Genomic DNA, 18889 nt, shown 5'->3' with positions numbered 1-18889 from the left:
CCCCTTCGTGCCCGTGCGCAGATTCCAAGAAAAATGACCAAGAACCTCAAGTTCAGCCACAAGATCCTGCTGGCCGCCGCCCTCGTGGTGGCCGTCGCCTTCACCTGCTTCGTCCTGTTCAACGACTACAGGCAGCGCCAGTCGCTGCGCAGCGACACTGAATCGACGTTGCAGTCACTGGGCAACCTGACCGCGGGCAACATCCGCACTTGGCTCGACAGCCGCATCCAGCTGGTGAGCTCGGTGGCCCAGCAGATCGCCGTCGACGGCCCGGCCAAGAACAGCCTCGACCGCATCCTGGCGTTGCCGGTGTACAGCGGCAACTTCATCCTCACCTACTTCGGCGGCCAGGACGGCAGCATGCAGTCGGTGCCGGTGGGTAACCGCGCCGCCGACTACGACCCGCGCGTGCGCGGCTGGTACAAGGCGGCCAGCACGGCGGGCCAGACCATCGTCACCGAGCCGTACATCTCGGTCTCGGCCGGCAAGCTGGTGATCACCCTGGCCACCCCGGTGCAACAGGGCGGGCGCATGATCGGCGTGAGCGGTGTCGACACCGACCTGCAGACCATCAGCAACCTGATCAACACCCTCGACTTCGGCGGCCACGGCCATGCCTTCATCGTCAACGGCGAAGGCAAGGTGCTCATCCATCCCAAGGGCGAACTGGCGCTCAAGACCCTGGCCGATGTCTACCCCGGCAGCGACCTGCGCATCGGCAGCGGCCTGAAAGAGGTCGAGGTCGAGGGCCGCCGGCAGTTCATCAGCTTCACCCACGTCGACGGCGTGCCGTCGGCGGACTGGTACGTGGCGCTGGTGCTGGACCAGGACGCGGCCTTCGCCATGCTCGGCGAGCTGCGCACCTCGGCAGTGGTGGCGACGCTGATCGCGGTGGTGGTGATCATCGCCCTGCTCGGCCTGCTGATCCGTGTGCTGATGGAGCCGCTGCACGTCATGGGCCGCGCCATGCGCGACATCGCCGAGGGCGAGGGCGACCTGACCCGGCGCCTGAACATCCACGCCCAGGACGAGTTCGGCAGCCTGGCGCAGTCGTTCAACCGTTTCGTCGAGCGGATCCACGAGTCGATCCGTGAAGTGGCCTCGGCCACCGGCCAGGTGAATGCCGTGGCCAGCCAGGTGGTCAACGCCTCCAACGCCTCGATCCATAACGCCGACCAGCAATCGAGCCGCACCAGCAGCGTGGCCGCGGCGATCAACCAGCTCGGCGCCGCCGCCCAGGAAATCGCCCAGAACGCCGCCCTCGCCTCGCAGCACTCCAGCGCCGCCCGCGGCCTGGCCGAGGAAGGCCAGCAGGTGGTCGGCGAGACCATCGACGTGATGAACCAGCTGTCGGCGCGCATCAGCGACGCCAGCGGCAATATCGAGACGCTGAACAACCACACGGCGAACATCGGCCAGATCCTCGATGTGATCAGCGGCATCTCGCAGCAGACCAACCTGCTGGCGCTCAACGCCGCCATCGAGGCCGCCCGTGCCGGCGAGGCCGGGCGCGGCTTCGCGGTGGTCGCGGACGAGGTGCGCAACCTGGCCCACCGTACCCAGGACTCAGCGCAGCAGGTGCAGCGCCTGATCGAGGAGCTGCAGGCCGGCGCCCAGGTGGCGGTCAGCACCATGAACCAGAGCCAGCAGCACAGCGATCGCAGCGTGGGCATCGCCAACCAGGCCGGCGAGCGCCTGGGCAGCGTTACCCAGCGCATCGGCGAGATCGACGGCATGAACCAGTCGGTGGCCACCGCCACCGAGGAGCAGACGGCCGTGGTCGAGTCGATCAATGTCGACATCAACGAGATCAATACGCTGAATCAGGAAGGGGTGCACAACCTGCAGAGCACGTTGCGTGCCTGCACCGACCTTGAGCATCAGGTCGAGCGGTTGAAGCATCTGGTGGGGAGTTTCAGGATCTGATTCGAAGGCCCTGGGGGCCGCTTTGCGGCCCATCGCGGCACAAGGCCGCTCCTACAGGGGGATGCGATTCCCTGTAGGAGCGGCCTTGTGCCGCGAAAGGCCTGCGCAGCAGGCCCGGCTATTCAGAAGCGGGACCCAGGCTCCAGCAAGAAATCCATCTCCTCGCTGGTACTCGGCCGCTCCAGCACCAGGTTGCGGTGCGGGAAGCGCCCGAACCTGGCAATCACCCGCTGGTGCTGCTCGGCATAGTCGAGGAAGCCTTCGAACAACCGGCGATTGGCCTCGGGCTGTTCAGCCAGCAGCATCTGGTAACGCTCGACACACAGGTTCTGCCAGTCCAGCACCTCGGCGTGCTCCAGCACCAGCAGCACGAACACCCGCTGGATCGGCAGCAACTGGTAGTCCCAGCCCTTTTGCAGGCCCTGCATCGCCACCACCTGCGCCCGCCGGTCGCCCTCGAAGGCGCGCGGCGTGTCGCGGTGGATCATGCGTGGCAACTGATCCAGCAGGATCAGCAGGCCAAGCCAGCCCTGCGGGCTCTGCTGCCACTCGTCGAGCCCGCCCGAGAGGGCCTGCTCGACCAGGTGGCCGAACTGGGCCTGGGCTTCGGCGTCATGGTGCTTGCCGAACCACAGCGTGTTCTTCTCGTCAGCCACGGCCTGGGCACTGCTGCCCCAACCGAACCACCACTCCAGCAACGGCTGCCAAGGTGCGAGCATGACTTACTCCTTGTGATAGGCGGTGACGCGCTCGACCTCTTCCTTCGAGCCGAGGATCACCGACACGCGCTGGTGCAGGCTCTCCGGCTTGATGTCGAGGATGCGCTCGTAACCGTTGGTGGAGGCGCCGCCAGCCTGTTCGATGATGAAGGACATCGGGTTGGCTTCGTACATCAGGCGCAGCTTGCCCGGCTTGCTCGGCTCGCGGGCGTCGCGCGGGTACATGAACAGGCCGCCACGGGTCAGGATGCGGTGCACATCGGCCACCATCGAGGCGATCCAGCGCATGTTGTAGTTCTTCTTCAGCGGACCGGTCTCGCCGGCCAGCAGCTCGCCCACGTAGCGCTGCACCGGGGCTTCCCAGTGACGCTGGTTGGACATGTTGATGGCGAACTCGGCGGTGGTTTCCGGCACGCGGATGTTCTCGTGGGTCAGGACGAAGCTGCCCAGCTCGCGGTCCAGGGTGAAGCCCTTGACGCCGTTGCCCAGGGTCAGGATCAGCATGGTCTGCGGGCCGTAGATGGCGTAACCGGCGGCGACCTGCTCGGTGCCTGGCTGCAGGAACGCTTCTTCGTTCAGGCTTTCGTTCTGGCTCAGGTACTGGTTAGGGCAACGCAGTACCGAGAAGATGGTGCCGACCGAAACGTTGACGTCGATGTTCGACGAGCCGTCCAGCGGGTCGAAGACCAGCAGGTAGGCGCCTTTCGGGTATTTGCCCGGGATCTGGTAGGCGTTGTCCATTTCCTCGGACGCCATGCCGGCCAGGTGGCCGCCCCACTCGTTGGCCTCGAGCAGGATGTCGTTGGAGATCACGTCGAGCTTCTTCTGCACTTCGCCCTGCACGTTTTCGGTGCCCATGCTGCCCAGCACGCCGCCGAGGGCACCCTTGGACACGTGGTGGCTGATCTCCTTGCACGCACGCGCCACCACCTCGATCAGGAAGCGCAGATCGGCAGGGGTATTGTTGCTGCGGGTCTGCTCAATCAGATAGCGACTCAGGGTAACGCGGGACATGTATGGCTCCGAAAGGAATAGGGGGAGAAAATCCCCCGCAGTTTACAGGGAGAGTTGCGGGCTAGCGAGCAAAGAGACTTGCCTGGGCTGTCAGACGGCACATTAGGTCGGTAGTTCAGCCCGCGCCAGGCCGATAGTCGGCATCTGCCTCATTCGCGGGTTTACCCGCGAATGGCCTCACCTCAATCCAGCGCCTTCCAGATCTCGGTCGCATACTCGCGGATGGTCCGGTCCGACGAGAACCAGCCCATCCGCGCGGTATTGAGCACTGCCATGCGCCACCAGTCCTGCGGCGCGTGCCACAGCTCCTCGACCCGCCGCTGGGCGTCCCAGTAGGCATCGAAGTCGGCGCATACCAGGAAGCGGTCATAGGCGATCAGTCCGTCCACCAGCCCGGCGTAGCGCGCCGGGTCGTCCGGCGAAAACACCCCGCTGCGGATCGCCTGCAGCACATCGCCCAACCGATGGGAGGCGGCAATCGCCGCGGCGGCGCCGAAATCGCCGCTGCGCTTGCGCGCCTCCACCTGCTGGGCGGTCAGGCCGAAGATGAACATGTTTTCGGCGCCCACCTGCTCGCACATCTCGACATTGGCGCCATCCAGGGTGCCGATGGTCAGCGCGCCATTGAGGCCGAACTTCATGTTGCTGGTACCGGACGCCTCATAGCCAGCAGTGGAAATCTGCTCGGACAGGTCCGCTGCCGGGATGATGCTCTCGGCCAGGCTGACGTTGTAGTTGGGCAGGAACACCACCTTGAGCTGGTCACGCACCGTGGGGTCGTTGTTGACCACCCGGGCGATGTCGTTGGCCAGCTTGATGATCAGCTTGGCCTGGTGGTAGCTGGCCGCCGCCTTGCCGGCGAAGATCTTCACCCGCGGTACCCAGTCGGTCCCGGGGTCATTGCGCATCGCCTGGTACAGCGCCACCGTATGCAACAGGTTGAGCAGCTGGCGCTTGTACTCGTGGATGCGCTTGACCTGGACGTCGAACAACGCCTGCGGATTGACCGTCACCCCCAGCCGATCCTGGATGATGCTGGCCAGGGCGCGCTTGCTGTGCAGGCGCTGGGCGGCGAACTGCTTGCGGAAGGTGGCCTTGTCGGCGAAAGGCGCCAGCCCCTTGAGCTTGCCCTCCGGGTCGTCCAGCACCTGCGGACCCAACGCCTCGATCAGCATCGCCGTGAGCTGCGGGTTGGACTGGTACAGCCAGCGACGGAAGGTGATGCCGTTGGTCTTGTTGTTGATCCGTTGCGGGTAAAGCTTGTGCAGTTCGGCGAACACCGTGCTCTTCATCAGCTTGCTGTGCAGCGCCGACACGCCGTTGACGCTGTGCGAGCCGAGATACGCCAGGTTGCCCATGCGTACCCGCCGGCCATTGTCCTCCTCGATCAGCGACACCGCGCGCAGCACATCGAAGTCGTGCAGGCCTTTGGCCCGCAGGGCATCGATATGGTAGGCGTTGATCAGGTAGATGATCTGCATGTGCCGCGGCAGCATGCGCTCCATCAGCGCCACCGGCCAGGTTTCCAGGGCCTCGGGCAGCAGGGTATGGTTGGTGTAGGCCAGGGTTCCGACGGTCAGCTCCCAGGCTTTGTCCCAGGGGATTTCGTGCTGGTCCACCAACAGGCGCATCAACTCGGCCACGGCGATCGACGGGTGGGTGTCGTTGAGCTGGATCGCTGCGGCATCCGGCAGGTTGAGCAGGTCTTTATGCATGTTCAGGTGGCGGCGCAACAGGTCCTGCAGCGAGGCCGAGACGAAGAAGTATTCCTGGCGCAGGCGTAGCTCCTGGCCGGCCTCGGTGCTGTCGGCCGGGTACAGCACCCGCGAGATGCTCTCGGCGCGGGCCACCTCGGCCACTGCGCCCAGGTGGTCGCCGGCGTTGAAGCGCTCCAGGTGCAGTTCTTCCAACGCCCGGGCCCTCCATAGGCGCAGGGTGTTGACGCTGGCGCCGCGCCAACCGACCACCGGTGTGTCGTAGGCCACCGCCCGCACCGTCTCGCCCGGCCACCAGACCTGGCGCTGCTGCCCATTGCCCTCGTGCACGGTTTCGACACTGCCGCCGAAGCTGATCGGATAGATCACCTCGGCGCGCTCGAACTCCCAGGGGTTGCCGAAATCCAGCCAGTTCTCGGTCTGCTCCTGCTGCCAGCCATCGACTACCGCCTGGCGGAACAGGCCATGCTCGTAGCGGATGCCGTAACCATGGGCGGCGATGCCCAAAGTCGACATGCTCTCCATGAAGCACGCCGCCAGGCGCCCGAGGCCGCCATTGCCCAGCGCCGCATCGGGCTCGAGCAGGCGGATGCGCTCAAGGTCCACGTCCAACCCCTGCAACGCCTCACGGGCGATCTCCAGGTAGCCGAGGTTGCTCAGGCTGTCGTACAGCAAGCGGCCGATGAGGAATTCGAGGGAGAGGTAATAGACACGCTTCTGGCTGCGTCGGTAGGCCCGCCGGGTATGGTCCATCCAGTGATCGACCATGTGGTCGCGGGCGGCCAGGGCGATGGCCTCGAACCAGTCGTGGTCGAAAGCGTGTTCCGGGTCCTTGCCGACCGCGTAGGTCAGCTTGGCCAGCACGGCGGCGCGAAAGGCCGCCACCTCTGCACTATGGTCCTTTTCGTCACGGGCTTCGGTTTCCTGGGACATGAGGCATCCTCGGGCAAATGGGCGAAAGCGCAGGGAGATTGTTCAGCCTAGACGCTCTGACACGGAGCGACAGCGACGGTTCGCGGTTTTCATCCACCGCTGGCGAAACCGGCAAAAGGTTGTTCACAAATTGAACAACTCCGGTATCATCGCGCGCCCCAAAACCGTGATTTCCCTTGCAAGAATAAAACCGCAACCATGAAACCGACCCTGATCGCCGCCGCCGAAGTCGACCGCCTGGAGACCTGGCAGCGCTATGCCAGCCACATGTGCGGTGGCTGCCACTCGACCTGCTGCACCCTGCCGGTGGAGGTGAAGATCAAGGATCTGATCCGCATCGGCGTGGTGGACGAGTTCGAAAAAGACGAACCCCCGAAAAACGTGGCCAAACGCCTGCAGAAGGAAGGCATCATCGAGCGTTTCAACCAGAAGTCGGGGATCTTCACCCTGACCCGGATGAGCAACGACGACTGCATGTATCTGGACCGCAAGAGCCGGCTGTGCACCATTTATGACAAGCGCCCGGACACCTGCCGTAATCACCCGAAGATCGGGCCGCGGCCGGGGTATTGTGCGTACAAGCCCAAGGTGGCTACCCGCTGATCCTGCTTTACCTTTGAAATTCTGGGGCTGCTTTGCAGCCCATCGCGGCACAAGGCCGCTCCTACAGGGGACCGCGATCTCCTGTAGGAGCGGCCTTGTGCCGCGAAAGGGCCGCAAAGCGGCCCCTGAATTCTGAAGGCAAACAAAAACGCCCCCGGCCTTTCGACCGGGGGCGTTTTCATTCAGCCTGAACTAATGACTCAGTTCTTGGCTTTCTTGGCAGCGCGGGTACGCTCGCCTTCGTCGAGGATCTTCTTGCGCAGACGGATCGACTTCGGCGTGACTTCGCACAGCTCGTCGTCCTGGATGAATTCCAGGGCCTGCTCGAGGGTGTGGCGAACCGGCGGAACCAGGGCGATGACTTCATCCTTGCCCGAAGCACGCATGTTGTCGAGCTTCTTGCCTTTGGTCGGGTTCACGCCCAGGTCGTTGTCACGGCTGTTCAGGCCGATGATCTGACCGTTGTAGATCTCCTGGCCGTGTTCAACGAACAGCTTGCCGCGAGCCTGCAGGGTTTCCAGCGAGTAGGTCAGTGCCTTGCCGGTCTCGACCGAAACCAGGACACCGTTCAGGCGGCCGGACATCTGGCCCGACTTCATGGTGTCGTAGCGATCGAAGATCGAGGTCAGGATGCCTGCACCGTTGGTCAGGGTCAGGAACTGGTTACGGAAACCGATCAGACCACGGGCTGGAATGTTGTATTCCAGGCGCACACGGCCCTTGCCATCCGGAACCATGTTGGTCAGGTCGCCTTTACGCAGGCCCATCTCTTCCATGACCTTGCCCTGGGATTCCTCAGGGATGTCGATGGTGACGTTCTCGAACGGCTCCTGCTTGACGCCGTCGACTTCGCGGATGATCACTTCAGGACGGCCTACGGCCATCTCGAAGCCTTCACGGCGCATGGTTTCGATCAGTACCGACAGGTGCAGCTCACCACGGCCCGATACCTTGAACTTGTCAGGGGAATCGGTTTCCTGAACGCGCAGGGCAACGTTGTACAGCAGCTCCTTGTCCAGACGGTCCTTGATGTTACGGCTGGTGACGAACTTGCCTTCTTTACCGCAGAACGGCGAGTCGTTGACCTGGAAGGTCATCGAAACGGTTGGCTCGTCAACGGTCAGCGGCTTCATCGCTTCTACCGCATCCGGGGCGCACAGGGTGTCGGAGATGAACAGCTCGTCGAAGCCGCTGATGCAGACGATGTCGCCAGCCTGGGCTTCTTCGACGTCCACACGGTGCAGACCGTGGTGACCCATCAGTTTCAGGATACGGCCGTTACGCTTCTTGCCGTTGGTGTCGATGGCGACAACCGGGGTGTTCGGCTTGACGCGACCGCGGGCAATACGGCCAACACCGATAACGCCGAGGAAGCTGTTGTAGTCCAGTGCGGAGATCTGCATCTGGAACGAGCCTTCACGGTCAACGTCCGGCGCCGGTACGTTGTCGACGATCGACTGGTACAGGGCGGTCATGTCTTCGCCCATGGCGGTGTGGTCCAGGCCGGCAATGCCGTTCAGGGCCGAGGCATAGACGACTTTGAAGTCCAGCTGTTCATCGGTGGCGCCGAGGTTGTCGAACAGGTCGAAGATCTGGTCCAGAACCCAGTCAGGACGCGCGCCCGGACGGTCGACCTTGTTGATCACGACGATCGGCTTCAGGCCGGCTTCGAAGGCCTTCTTGGTCACGAAGCGGGTTTGCGGCATCGGGCCGTCTTGCGCGTCGACCAGCAGCAGCACGGAGTCGACCATCGACATTACACGCTCGACCTCGCCACCGAAGTCGGCGTGGCCGGGGGTGTCGACGATGTTGATGTGGTAGCCGTTCCAGTTGATGGCGGTGTTTTTCGCCAGAATGGTAATGCCGCGCTCTTTTTCCTGGTCGTTGGAGTCCATGACGCGCTCGTCGTTGAGCTCGTTACGCTCCAGGGTGCCGGACTGGCGCAGGAGTTTGTCGACCAGGGTGGTTTTACCATGGTCAACGTGGGCAATGATGGCGATGTTACGCAGATTTTCGATCACAACTGTATCTCGATCAGAGGATTCGGTTGCCGCCAGTGTAGGCGGCCAATATGTACTGTTTAAGGCTCAGCGGGCCCGGCGGTCGGGAGGGCGATGGCGGATGCTGCCGCCATACAGCCCTGGCGTCTTATGTCGGACGATAAACACGCACATTGGCATGTCCCTCACTGAGCAGGTGGTGTGCGTGCAGACGGCTCATCACACCCTTGTCGCAATACAGCAAGTACTGGCGCGTGGGATCCAGATGCTTGAACTTGCTGTTGATCGCATAGAACGGCATGGCCTGGACTTCGATACCTTCCAGCGCCAGGGGTTCGTCTTCCTGGGCATCAGGGTGACGAATGTCGATGACGATCTGGCCTGGCAGCGCTTCGGCCACCTCCTCGACTTCGATGTCCTTGCCCAGTTCATCGATCACGTGGTCAATGGAAATGAACCTGGCGCGCTCCAGGGCACGCTCCAGCACTTCCATCTCGAACTGCTTCTCTTCGTGCTCCATGCGGTGACGCTTGGCATGGGTGGTCGGGTTCACCGAGATCACGCCGCAGTACTCGGGCATGTGCTTGGCGAAATCGGCGGTGCCGATCTCGGTAGCCTGGTCGATGATGTCCTGCTTGTGGCTGGCCAGCAGCGGGCGCAGCACCAGCTTGTCAGTGGCCGAGTCGATGATCGACAGGTTCGGCAATGTCTGGCTGGACACTTGGGAAATCGCCTCGCCAGTCACCAGGGCGTCGATCTGCAGGCGGTCGGCCATGCGCGCAGCCGCGCGCAGCATCATGCGCTTGAGCGTGACGCCCATGTAGCTGTTGTCGACCTTGTTGAGGATTTCGCCGACCACTTCCTCGAACGGCACGCTGATGAACAGCACGCGCTGGCTGCTGCCGTACTTCTTCCACAGGAAATGGGCCACTTCCATCACACCCAGTTCGTGGGCGCGACCACCGAGGTTGAAGAAGCAGAAGTGAGTCATCAGGCCCCGGCGCATCATCTGGTAGGCCGCCACGGTGGAGTCGAAGCCACCGGACATCAGCACCAGGGTCTGCTCCAGGGCGCCCAGCGGATAACCACCGATGCCGTTGTGCTGGTTGTGGATCACGTACAGGCGCTGGTCGCGGATCTCGATGCGCACCAGGACTTCCGGCTTCTTCAGCTCGATGCCGGCGGCGCCGCACTGCTGGCGCAGCTGGCTGCCGACGTAGCGGTCGACGTCCATCGAGGTGAAGTCGTGGTGGCCGCCGCGCTTGCAGCGCACGGCGAAGTGCTTGCCGGCCAGCAGGTGGCCGAAGTGGTGCTTGCACTTGGCGACGATGTCGTCGAAGTCGCCCAGCGGGTATTCCTCGACCTGCAGGAAGTGGGTGATACCCGGGGTGCAGGACAGGCGCTCGATCATCTCACGCTGGATCTTCTCGTCCTCGACGCGGGTGACCACCTCGAGATTGTCCCAGACACCGTCAACCGCGAGCTCGGGATCCAGGTCCTTGAGCACGTTGCGGATGTTCTTGGCGAGCTGGCGGATGAAGCGCTTGCGCACCGGCCGGCTCTTGATGGTGATCTCTGGGAAGACTTTGACGATAAGTTTCATTGGTTTAACAGCGCGCGCAGGGCCTGCCAAAAATAGGGGGCGCGAATTATAGCGGAAATCGCTCAAGGTTTGAGCAACTTTTGATCAGAAGCTTTGCGATGAATGCAGCAGGGGGCTTGTGCAGCACCTGTACCGGCCCTTTCGCGGGTAAACCCGCTCCCACAGGGATCGCACAATCATTGAAGCCAGTGAAGATCCTGTGGGAGCGGGTTTACCCGCGAAAGGGCCCACGAAAGCAGCACAAGGCCTCACGCGCGCACCAAAACAGTGCATGGCATTCAAAAAGTGCCTTTTAAGGGTGCGTTCATTCCACCCCGCCACCTCGCAAAAGCCCGCCAACGCCCCCTTTCATCCCGCCCTCGCCATTTTTGGGCACTGGCATGCAATTTGCTCCCTTGTGAGGCAGGTACGCTTGGTCGACTATCCGCGCCCAGCGACACCCTTTTTCCAGGGCAGCGGCCAACTGCGCCCTAGACCATCCGGAGGACAACATGTCGAAGTCGGTTCAACTCATCAAAGATCATGACGTCAAGTGGATTGATCTGCGTTTCACGGACACCAAGGGCGTTCAGCATCACGTGACCATGCCGGCGCGCGATGGCCTGGACGAAGACTTCTTCGAAGTCGGCAAGATGTTCGACGGTTCCTCCATCGCTGGCTGGAAAGGCATCGAAGCCTCCGACATGATCCTGATGCCGGTCGACGACACCGCCGTGCTGGACCCGTTCACCGAAGAGCCGACCCTGATCATCACCTGCGATATCGTCGATCCGTCGAGCATGCAGGGCTACGATCGCGACCCGCGCGGCATCGCCAAGCGCGCCGAAGAGTACCTGAAGAGCACCGGCATCGGTGACACCGTGTTCGCAGGCCCGGAGCCTGAGTTCTTCATCTTCGACGAAGTGAAGTTCCAGTCGGACATCTCTGGCTCGATGTTCAAGATCTTCTCCGAGCAAGGCTCGTGGATGACCGGCGCTGACGTCGAAGGCGGCAACAAAGGCCACCGTCCGGGCGTGAAAGGCGGCTACTTCCCGGTTCCGCCGTTCGACCACGACCACGAAATCCGCACTGCCATGTGCAACGCCCTGGAAGAAATGGGCCAGACCGTCGAAGTCCACCACCACGAAGTGGCGACTGCCGGCCAGAACGAAATCGGCGTCAAGTTCAACACCCTGGTGAAGAAAGCTGACGAAGTACAGGCCCTGAAGTACGTCGTGCACAACGTTGCCGACGCTTACGGCCGTACCGCCACCTTCATGCCCAAGCCTCTGTACGGCGACAACGGCTCGGGCATGCACGTGCACATGTCGATCTGGAAAGACGGCAAGAACACCTTCTCCGGCGAAGGCTATGCCGGCCTGTCCGATACCGCCCTGTACTTCATCGGCGGCATCATCAAGCACGGCAAGGCCCTGAACGGCTTCACCAACCCGTCGACCAACTCCTACAAGCGTCTGGTCCCAGGTTTCGAAGCCCCGGTGATGCTGGCCTACTCGGCGCGCAACCGTTCCGCCTCGATCCGTATTCCTTACGTCGGCAGCCCGAAAGCCCGCCGTATCGAAGCACGCTTCCCGGACCCATCGGCCAACCCGTACCTGGCCTTCGCGGCCTTGCTGATGGCCGGCCTGGACGGCATCCAGAACAAGATCCACCCAGGCGATGCCGCCGACAAGAACCTGTACGACCTGCCGCCTGAAGAGGCCAAGGACATCCCGCAGGTGTGCGGCAGCCTGAAGGAAGCCCTGGAAGAGCTGGACAAGGGCCGTGCGTTCCTGACCAAGGGCGGCGTGTTCTCCGACGACTTCATCGATGCCTTCATCGAACTGAAGAGCGAAGAAGAGATCAAGGTCCGCACCTTCGTGCACCCGCTGGAATACGAGCTGTACTACAGCTGCTGATCTGATCGGCGCCCCGCGTCGATGACATCAGGACGGCCTCCCTCGGGAGGCCGTTTTCATTTCCGGATCGAATCCCTCGCGGGCAAACCGCACGCCCTCTGTGGGAGCGGGTTCACCCGCGCGGAGGCCATTGGCTCCCAGCCAAAATCAAAACCTCACCCTCCGGGCTATGCTCTATATTGGTGCACTATTTTCGGGCATGCCCCGTGATGCACCCCAATATGGTTCAAGTGAAACGTTTAACCTGGACTTTCTGTTCCGAATTTGCGCAATAACAGGTGTTTATCCGGGTTTCTCGCTTCTTTTCGGAGCCTTGGTTTGTTTCTTGCATTTTCACGGTACCAAGCGCACCACCCGCGCCAGCCCATGTGCCAAAAGAGGTCAACGACGCCCCATGACCATCAGCGATGCACAGCACCGTCTGCTTCTGGACAACCTGACCACGGCCACGCTGCTGCTCAATGCCGAACTGCGCCTGGAGTACATGAACCCGGCGGCGGAGATGCTGCTGGCCGTCAGCGGCCAGCGCAGCCACGGGCAGTTCATCAGCGAGCTGTTCACCGAATCGACCGAGGCGCTCAATTCGCTGCGCCAGGCGGTGGAGCAGGCGCACCCGTTCACCAAGCGTGAAGCGCAGCTGACCTCGCTGACCGGCCAGACCATCACCGTCGACTATGCCGTGACCCCCATCCTGCACCTGGGCCAGACCCTGCTGTTGCTGGAGGTGCATCCTCGCGACCGGCTGCTGCGCATCACCAAGGAAGAGGCCCAGCTGAGCAAGCAGGAGACCACCAAGATGCTGGTGCGCGGCCTGGCCCACGAGATCAAGAACCCTCTCGGCGGTATCCGTGGTGCAGCACAACTGCTGGCCCGTGAACTGCCGGAAGAAAGCCTGCGCGACTACACCAACGTGATCATCGAGGAAGCCGACCGCCTGCGTAACCTGGTCGACCGCATGCTCGGCTCGAACAAGCTGCCGTCGCTGGCCATGACCAACATCCACGAAGTGCTCGAGCGCGTGTGCAGCCTGGTCGAGGCCGAGAGCCAGGGCTGCATCACCTTGGTGCGCGACTATGACCCGAGCCTGCCGGACGTGCTGATCGACCGTGAGCAGATGATCCAGGCCGTGCTCAACATCGTGCGCAACGCCATGCAGGCCATCGGCGGGCAGAACGAACTGCGCCTGGGCCGCATCACCCTGCGCAGCCGCGCCGTGCGCCAGTTCACCATCGGCCATGTGCGTCACCGCCTGGTCGCCAGGATCGAGATCGTCGACAACGGCCCCGGCATCCCAGCGGAACTGCAGGACACCCTCTTCTATCCCATGGTCAGCGGCCGTCCGGACGGTACCGGGCTGGGCCTGGCCATCACCCAGAACATCATCAGCCAGCACCAGGGCCTGATCGAGTGCGAGAGCCACCCCGGCCACACCACCTTCTCGATCTACCTGCCCCTGGAACAAGGAGCCACCGCCCCATGAGCCGAAGTGAAACCGTCTGGATCGTCGATGATGATCGTTCCATCCGCTGGGTCCTGGAAAAGGCCCTGCAGCAGGAAGGCATGACCACCCAGAGCTTCGACAGCGCCGACGGAGTCATGGGCCGCCTTGCCCGCCAGCAGCCGGACGTGATCATCTCGGACATCCGCATGCCGGGCGCCAGCGGCCTCGACCTGCTGGCCCAGATCCGCGAGCAGCACCCGGGGTTGCCGGTGATCATCATGACCGCTCACTCCGACCTGGACAGCGCCGTGGCCTCGTACCAGGGCGGCGCCTTCGAGTACCTGCCCAAGCCGTTCGATGTCGACGAGGCGGTGTCGCTGGTCAAGCGCGCCAACCAGCATGCCCAGGAGCAGCAAGCCCTGGAAGTGCCCCAGGCGCTGGCCCGCACGCCCGAGATCATCGGCGAGGCGCCGGCGATGCAGGAGGTATTCCGCGCCATCGGTCGCCTCAGCCACTCCAATATCACCGTGCTGATCAACGGTGAGTCCGGCACGGGTAAAGAGCTGGTGGCCCACGCCTTGCACCGCCACAGCCCGCGTGCGGCATCGCCGTTCATCGCCCTGAACATGGCGGCGATCCCCAAGGACCTGATGGAATCCGAGCTGTTCGGCCATGAGAAAGGCGCCTTCACCGGCGCCGCCAACCTGCGTCGCGGCCGTTTCGAGCAGGCCGACGGCGGCACGCTGTTCCTCGACGAGATCGGCGACATGCCCGCCGACACCCAGACCCGCCTGCTGCGGGTGCTGGCCGATGGCGAGTTCTACCGGGTCGGCGGCCATGTGCCGGTGAAGGTGGATGTACGCATCATCGCCGCCACCCACCAGAACCTCGAGTCGCTGGTGCAGGCCGGCAAGTTCCGTGAAGACCTGTTCCACCGCCTCAACGTGATCCGCATCCATATCCCGCGCCTGGCGGATCGGCGCGAGGACATCCCGGCCCTGGCCCGCCACTTCCTCGGCCGCGCTGCCCAGGAGCTGGCGGTGGAGCCCAAGCTGCTCAAGCCCGAGACCGAGGAGTTCATCCGCAACCTGCCGTGGCCGGGCAACGTGCGCCAGCTGGAGAACACCTGCCGCTGGATCACGGTGATGGCCTCCAGCCGCGAAGTGCTGGTCGGCGACCTGCCGCCGGAGTTGCTCAACCTGCCCCAGGACGCAGCACCCGTGACCAACTGGGAGCAGGCCCTGCGCCAGTGGGCCGACCAGGCCCTGGCCCGCGGCCAGTCGAGCCTGCTCGACAGCGCCGTGCCCAGCTTCGAGCGGATCATGATCGAGACCGCGCTCAAGCATACGGCTGGGCGTCGTCGTGATGCGGCGTTGTTGCTGGGGTGGGGGCGCAATACCTTGACGCGCAAGATCAAGGAATTGGGGATGAAGGTGGATGGGGGGGATGAGGACGAAGGGGACGAGCACTGAGACAGTCAAAAAATATGACCCATGAGGCCGACCATGGCCTCATGAGGCTCACATAGTTATTCCAACTGAAACCTTTCTCATATTATGATTAATTTGTAAAAAAGCAAAACTACGCAAGGTCATCCAAACTCTGCCCTCTAAGTTTATGCGCATCCTCAGTGGGTGCCTGCTGCTTCAAAAGCCCCAAGTTTGTTAGAACCCTCTTAGCCAACTCTGGGTCGTAGAAATTATTCATGAAGGACTTCCACTCCACCTTTAAGTCTGGCCGCCTAAAACCTTCACGATCCTCTGCAAACTTCTTAGCAAACCATAAAGTAAGAGTCGCCGTTGCAGCAATTTGGTCAAATTCTTGCGGCATCTCGCCACCCACCAGACTACTAACCTCCTTGACAGCCGCATGCGCAGCGAAAATAGCCGTGGCACCTTCTAAAGCCGTTATAAGCTTACTGGGCTTATTGACCTGACCTGGGGCAGGGAACATCGTGCTGTCGACCCTATCTACAAAAGTTTTAAGACTCTCTAGAGATGCGAAAGAGGCAAGGAACAGTTTCGCTGCGGTTTCCGCTACCTGCCCATAATTCCGCCCATCAGGATCATGCCTATTTACTGGGTCGTCACCACAATAAACATAGGCATTAATCCCGCCCTTACCAAACGGGCTCAATTGGTCAGACGAAATGAAGCGCCTCAGGCATGGAGAATAATAGCGATGGCCATTACCTAATGGATACAAATCGATCAGCGATTCTTTACGCTGCCCGCAGAAACCAAGGGTCGGCCCCCCTGTACCTGTAAAAGCACCGTAAGGCGTATACACCCTGGAGAAATTGCTACTCCCGAACGGCGATCGCTGGTGATCGAGCATCGGCAAATACACGCTCATGAACAGTCACTCCCGCAAGACCATAAGTCATGAGCCGAAAGCTAACCGAGACTGGCAGTGTCCGATACTGGCAAAATTATCAGGTTCAGCAGGTGCCACCGCGCCTACTTCACCACCCCACATCCTAGATAGAGCCATTTGCACCGTTGCTGTGCTGCGCGCACCAGCAAAAGGCAAATTTGCCTTCAAAAGCCCTCAAAGAATGGCCGGAACACCGCATTCTTGGGCCTATACCAGACCTGGCACGCTCCCTGCTAAGTACTCAGCACCTCCAGTTTTGGGGACCTCGGTACAGGCAGGCCGGGAAATCCCCTCTTTTATTCGTGCAGCCTCACCTGCACCCGCCAGCGCCCCGCCTCCTCCGTCGCGTTCCACTCGCCACGCAGGGGGCGGGCGGCCACCACGGTCAGTACCAGCCCTTCCTCGCTCTTCTGCAGGCGCCAGCCCACCGGTTTGTCCTGCAGCGTCAGCTGACCACGCTGGGTCTTGCCCTGGGCCTCGAACACGATGGCCACGGTGCCCTGGACGTTCTCGCCATGCAGCCTGGGCTCTTCGTTGAACCACAGGTCCAGGCCATCCTGCACCACCTGCACCTGCTCGAGCACCCGTTCTTCCGGGGTGGTCAAACGCCCGATCATCATGCCGACCATCAGCCCGACAAGGGCCAGCGACAGGATCACCCGCGGGAAGGCCTTCGAACGCGGGTCGGGTTCGGGGGTAGAATGCCCGTCATCTTCATGCTTGGAGCCGTGCATGTTTCACGTCATCCTTTTTCAACCAGAAATTCCGCCGAATACCGGCAACATCATCCGCCTGTGCGCCAACAGCGGCTGCGACCTGCACCTGATCGAGCCGATCGGCTTCGAACTGGACGACAAGCGCCTGCGCCGGGCAGGGCTGGACTACCACGAGTATGCCACGCTCAAGCGTCACCAAAGCCTGGCCGACTGCCTGGAAAGCCTGAATCAGCCAAGGCTGTTCGCCTTCACCACCAAGGGCTCGCACCCGTTTCACGAGGTCGAGTACCAGCCTGGCGACGCCTTCCTGTTCGGGCCTGAAAGCCGTGGCCTGCCGGCCGAGGTGCTGGACAGCCTGGCCCCCGAGCAGCGCCTGCGCCTGCCGATGCGGCCGGGGTGCCGGAGCCTGAACCTGTCCAATACCGTGGCGGTGACAGTGTACGAGGCGTGGCGGCAGCAGGGGTTTGCCGGTAGCTGATGCGCTGCCTGTACCGGCCCTTTCGCGGGCAAGCCCGCTCCCACAGGTATTGCGGGGTTGCCAAGAGCAGCACATTACCTGTGGGTGCACAGATATTGTGTGGTTGCTGAGAACAGCACAAATCCTTTGGGAGCACAGGTACTGTGTGATTGCTGAGAGCAGCATAAATCCTGTGGGAGCGGGTTTACCCGCGAAAGGGCCGGGGCAGGCGACACACCATGAAAAAGGCGACCACGAAGGTCGCCTTTATCTTTACCGGCAGCAATCACTGCACAGTTGGCACTTCACCGGCTTCCTGCATGCGCTGCATCTCTTGCGCGTACAGGGCGTCGAAGTTGACCGGCGACAGCATCAGCGCCGGGAACGAGCCACGGGTCACCAGGCTGTCCAGGGTCTCGCGGGCGTACGGGAACAGGATGTTCGGGCAGAACGCGCCGAGGGTGTGGCTCATCGAGGACGCGTCCAGATTGGCGATCAGGAAGATGCCAGCCTGCTGCACTTCGGCGATGAAGGCCACTTCGTCACCATTCTTGACGGTCACCGACAGGGTCAGCACGACTTCGTGGAAGTCGCCTTCCAGGGCTTTCTGACGGGTGTTCAGGTCCAGCGAGACGCTCGGCTCCCACTGCTGGCGGAAGATCTGCGGGCTTTTCGGGGCCTCGAATGACAGATCGCGCACGTAGATGCGCTGCAGGGAGAATTGTGGAGCGGTGGCGTCAGTGGCGCCGTTGGTCTGTTGCTCGGTCATGGCAGATCCTTTTCCTAATGTTCTTGAATGCAGTGCGAATCAGGCCGCCAGCAGCGCGTCGAGCTTGCCCGCGCGCTCCAGGGCATAGAGGTCATCGCATCCACCGACGTGCGTGCTGCCGATCCAGATCTGCGGCACCGAGGTACGGCCGGCCTTCTGGCTCATTTCGGCGCGAACCTGGGGCTTGCCGTCGACCTTGATCTCCTCGAACGCCACGCCCTTGCTCTCGAGCAGGTACTTGGCGCGCATGCAGTAGGGGCAGTAGTCGCTGGAATAGACGATGACGGGCTTCATATCACTTCACCAGGGGCAGGTTATCGGCTTTCCAGCTGGAAACGCCACCGCTGAGCTTGGCGGCGGTGTAACCAGCCTTGAGCAGCTCGCGGCACAGGGTGCCGGACTGCTGGCCCATCGCGTCGACGACGATCAGGGTCTTCTCTTTGTGTTTTTCCAGCTCGCTCATGCGGCCGGCGACTTTGTCCTGGGGAATGTTCAGCGCACCGACGATATGCCCGGCCGAGTATTCCTTGGCGGTACGGATATCGATCACTACGGCCTTGTCGGCGTTGACCAGGGCGGTCAGCTGGCCGTTGCTCAGGCTCTGGCCGCCACGGCGGACTTCATTGATCAGCAGCAGGACCAGCAGGACGACGAAAATGGCCACCAGGATGTAGTGATCTGTCGCGAATTGAATCAGGTGAGCAACCATCAGGGGTGTT

At 62.3% G+C, this 18889-nt stretch carries 16 protein-coding genes; 6 read left to right on the top strand and 10 right to left on the bottom strand.

Annotation, left to right across the window (positions count from 1 at the left end):
• Positions 1–33 precede the first annotated feature (33 nt).
• A complete protein-coding gene (locus POF53_RS11150; RefSeq protein ID WP_498967706.1) occupies positions 34–1926 on the top strand; it encodes a methyl-accepting chemotaxis protein in 1893 nt (630 codons plus the stop codon).
• A 122-nt stretch (positions 1927–2048) separates the two neighbouring features.
• Here POF53_RS11150 and POF53_RS11145 read toward each other — a convergent pair whose 3' ends face one another.
• The 3 genes from POF53_RS11145 to POF53_RS11135 all read right to left on the bottom strand — a co-directional run bounded on the left by POF53_RS11145 (position 2049) and on the right by POF53_RS11135 (position 6307).
• The gene (locus tag POF53_RS11145) at positions 2049–2645 is read right to left on the bottom strand and encodes a DUF924 family protein (protein WP_110735218.1); all 597 of its coding nucleotides are present in this window, start codon (positions 2643–2645) and stop codon (positions 2049–2051) included.
• Between the two features lie 3 nt (positions 2646–2648).
• Entirely contained in the window at positions 2649–3659 is a 1011-nt protein-coding gene (locus POF53_RS11140; protein WP_203648374.1) for a class 1 fructose-bisphosphatase, read from the bottom strand.
• Positions 3660–3841: 182 nt separating this feature from the next.
• The gene (locus POF53_RS11135) at positions 3842–6307 is read right to left on the bottom strand and encodes a glycogen/starch/alpha-glucan phosphorylase (protein WP_498967703.1); all 2466 of its coding nucleotides are present in this window, start codon (positions 6305–6307) and stop codon (positions 3842–3844) included.
• Positions 6308–6505: 198 nt separating this feature from the next.
• Here POF53_RS11135 and POF53_RS11130 point away from each other — a divergent pair, with 198 nt between their 5' ends.
• The gene (locus tag POF53_RS11130; protein ID WP_203648377.1) at positions 6506–6910 is read left to right on the top strand and encodes a YkgJ family cysteine cluster protein; all 405 of its coding nucleotides are present in this window, start codon (positions 6506–6508) and stop codon (positions 6908–6910) included.
• 200 nt (positions 6911–7110) lie between these two features.
• Here POF53_RS11130 and typA read toward each other — a convergent pair whose 3' ends face one another.
• Together typA and thiI are read right to left on the bottom strand one after the other, a co-directional pair.
• Positions 7111–8931, bottom strand: coding sequence for a translational GTPase TypA (typA, locus tag POF53_RS11125; protein WP_203648379.1), 1821 nt, complete (start codon positions 8929–8931; stop codon positions 7111–7113).
• 127 nt (positions 8932–9058) lie between these two features.
• Positions 9059–10513: a tRNA uracil 4-sulfurtransferase ThiI gene (gene thiI, locus POF53_RS11120; protein WP_234562252.1), complete on the bottom strand. Its 1455-nt coding sequence runs from the start codon at positions 10511–10513 to the stop codon at positions 9059–9061.
• 491 nt (positions 10514–11004) lie between these two features.
• Between thiI and glnA the strand changes: the two genes are divergently transcribed.
• From glnA to ntrC, 3 genes are all read left to right on the top strand, one after another.
• Positions 11005–12411, top strand: a complete 1407-nt coding sequence (gene glnA, locus POF53_RS11115) for a type I glutamate--ammonia ligase (protein WP_203648383.1) — start codon at positions 11005–11007, stop codon at positions 12409–12411.
• Between the two features lie 394 nt (positions 12412–12805).
• Positions 12806–13891, top strand: a complete 1086-nt coding sequence (glnL, locus tag POF53_RS11110; RefSeq protein WP_110735235.1) for a nitrogen regulation protein NR(II) — start codon at positions 12806–12808, stop codon at positions 13889–13891.
• Positions 13888–15324 (top strand): nitrogen regulation protein NR(I), encoded by a 1437-nt coding sequence (gene ntrC / locus POF53_RS11105; protein ID WP_232854939.1) that lies wholly within the window; start codon positions 13888–13890, stop codon positions 15322–15324. Before glnL ends, ntrC begins: the two co-directional genes overlap by 4 nt.
• 109 nt (positions 15325–15433) lie before the next feature.
• On the opposite strand, the gene POF53_RS11100 is transcribed toward ntrC, so the two are convergent.
• Together POF53_RS11100 and POF53_RS11095 are read right to left on the bottom strand one after the other, a co-directional pair.
• On the bottom strand, positions 15434–16207 hold the full coding sequence (locus POF53_RS11100) for an RHS repeat-associated core domain-containing protein (RefSeq protein ID WP_232854938.1): 774 nt from the start codon (positions 16205–16207) through the stop codon (positions 15434–15436).
• A 317-nt stretch (positions 16208–16524) separates the two neighbouring features.
• Positions 16525–16962 (bottom strand): hypothetical protein, encoded by a 438-nt coding sequence (locus tag POF53_RS11095; RefSeq protein ID WP_232854937.1) that lies wholly within the window; start codon positions 16960–16962, stop codon positions 16525–16527.
• Between POF53_RS11095 and trmL the strand changes: the two genes are divergently transcribed.
• The gene (gene trmL, locus POF53_RS11090; protein WP_203648400.1) at positions 16961–17422 is read left to right on the top strand and encodes a tRNA (uridine(34)/cytosine(34)/5-carboxymethylaminomethyluridine(34)-2'-O)-methyltransferase TrmL; all 462 of its coding nucleotides are present in this window, start codon (positions 16961–16963) and stop codon (positions 17420–17422) included. The two genes, POF53_RS11095 and trmL, sit on opposite strands and share 2 nt — an antisense overlap.
• A 265-nt stretch (positions 17423–17687) precedes the next feature.
• On the opposite strand, the gene secB is transcribed toward trmL, so the two are convergent.
• From secB to POF53_RS11075, 3 genes are read right to left on the bottom strand one after another with little or no spacing between them, the layout of a single operon-like run.
• A complete protein-coding gene (gene secB, locus POF53_RS11085) occupies positions 17688–18170 on the bottom strand; it encodes a protein-export chaperone SecB (protein WP_203648402.1) in 483 nt (160 codons plus the stop codon).
• Between the two features lie 39 nt (positions 18171–18209).
• The gene (gene grxC / locus POF53_RS11080; RefSeq protein WP_003249204.1) at positions 18210–18464 is read right to left on the bottom strand and encodes a glutaredoxin 3; all 255 of its coding nucleotides are present in this window, start codon (positions 18462–18464) and stop codon (positions 18210–18212) included.
• A gap of 1 nt (position 18465) precedes the next feature.
• Positions 18466–18879, bottom strand: a complete 414-nt coding sequence (locus POF53_RS11075) for a rhodanese-like domain-containing protein (RefSeq protein ID WP_028688411.1) — start codon at positions 18877–18879, stop codon at positions 18466–18468.
• Between the last annotated feature and the right edge of the window lie 10 nt (positions 18880–18889).

This window comes from Mitsuaria sp. RG (assembly GCF_028369275.1).
In the GTDB taxonomy this organism is placed as follows: Bacteria; Pseudomonadota; Gammaproteobacteria; order Pseudomonadales; family Pseudomonadaceae; genus Aquipseudomonas; species Aquipseudomonas peradeniyensis.
Note: the sequence above shows the minus strand (reverse complement) of the source record. Positions and strands in the feature narration are given on the sequence as shown.

Excerpts from the sequence above, each read along its gene's own strand:
- POF53_RS11150 (WP_498967706.1), top strand. The coding sequence starts at position 34 with ATGACCAAGAACCTCAAGTTCAGCCACAAGATCCTGCTGGCCGCCGCC.
- glnL (WP_110735235.1), top strand. The coding sequence starts at position 12,806 with ATGACCATCAGCGATGCACAGCACCGTCTGCTTCTGGACAACCTGACC.
- POF53_RS11130 (WP_203648377.1), top strand. The coding sequence starts at position 6,506 with ATGAAACCGACCCTGATCGCCGCCGCCGAAGTCGACCGCCTGGAGACC.
- POF53_RS11075 (WP_028688411.1), bottom strand. The coding sequence starts at position 18,879 with ATGGTTGCTCACCTGATTCAATTCGCGACAGATCACTACATCCTGGTG.
- POF53_RS11140 (WP_203648374.1), bottom strand. The coding sequence starts at position 3,659 with ATGTCCCGCGTTACCCTGAGTCGCTATCTGATTGAGCAGACCCGCAGC.
- POF53_RS11100 (WP_232854938.1), bottom strand. The coding sequence starts at position 16,207 with ATGAGCGTGTATTTGCCGATGCTCGATCACCAGCGATCGCCGTTCGGG.
- POF53_RS11145 (WP_110735218.1), bottom strand. The coding sequence starts at position 2,645 with ATGCTCGCACCTTGGCAGCCGTTGCTGGAGTGGTGGTTCGGTTGGGGC.
- trmL (WP_203648400.1), top strand. The coding sequence starts at position 16,961 with ATGTTTCACGTCATCCTTTTTCAACCAGAAATTCCGCCGAATACCGGC.
- grxC (WP_003249204.1), bottom strand. The coding sequence starts at position 18,464 with ATGAAGCCCGTCATCGTCTATTCCAGCGACTACTGCCCCTACTGCATG.
- POF53_RS11095 (WP_232854937.1), bottom strand. The coding sequence starts at position 16,962 with ATGCACGGCTCCAAGCATGAAGATGACGGGCATTCTACCCCCGAACCC.
- POF53_RS11135 (WP_498967703.1), bottom strand. The coding sequence starts at position 6,307 with ATGTCCCAGGAAACCGAAGCCCGTGACGAAAAGGACCATAGTGCAGAG.
- glnA (WP_203648383.1), top strand. The coding sequence starts at position 11,005 with ATGTCGAAGTCGGTTCAACTCATCAAAGATCATGACGTCAAGTGGATT.
- thiI (WP_234562252.1), bottom strand. The coding sequence starts at position 10,513 with ATGAAACTTATCGTCAAAGTCTTCCCAGAGATCACCATCAAGAGCCGG.
- secB (WP_203648402.1), bottom strand. The coding sequence starts at position 18,170 with ATGACCGAGCAACAGACCAACGGCGCCACTGACGCCACCGCTCCACAA.
- ntrC (WP_232854939.1), top strand. The coding sequence starts at position 13,888 with ATGAGCCGAAGTGAAACCGTCTGGATCGTCGATGATGATCGTTCCATC.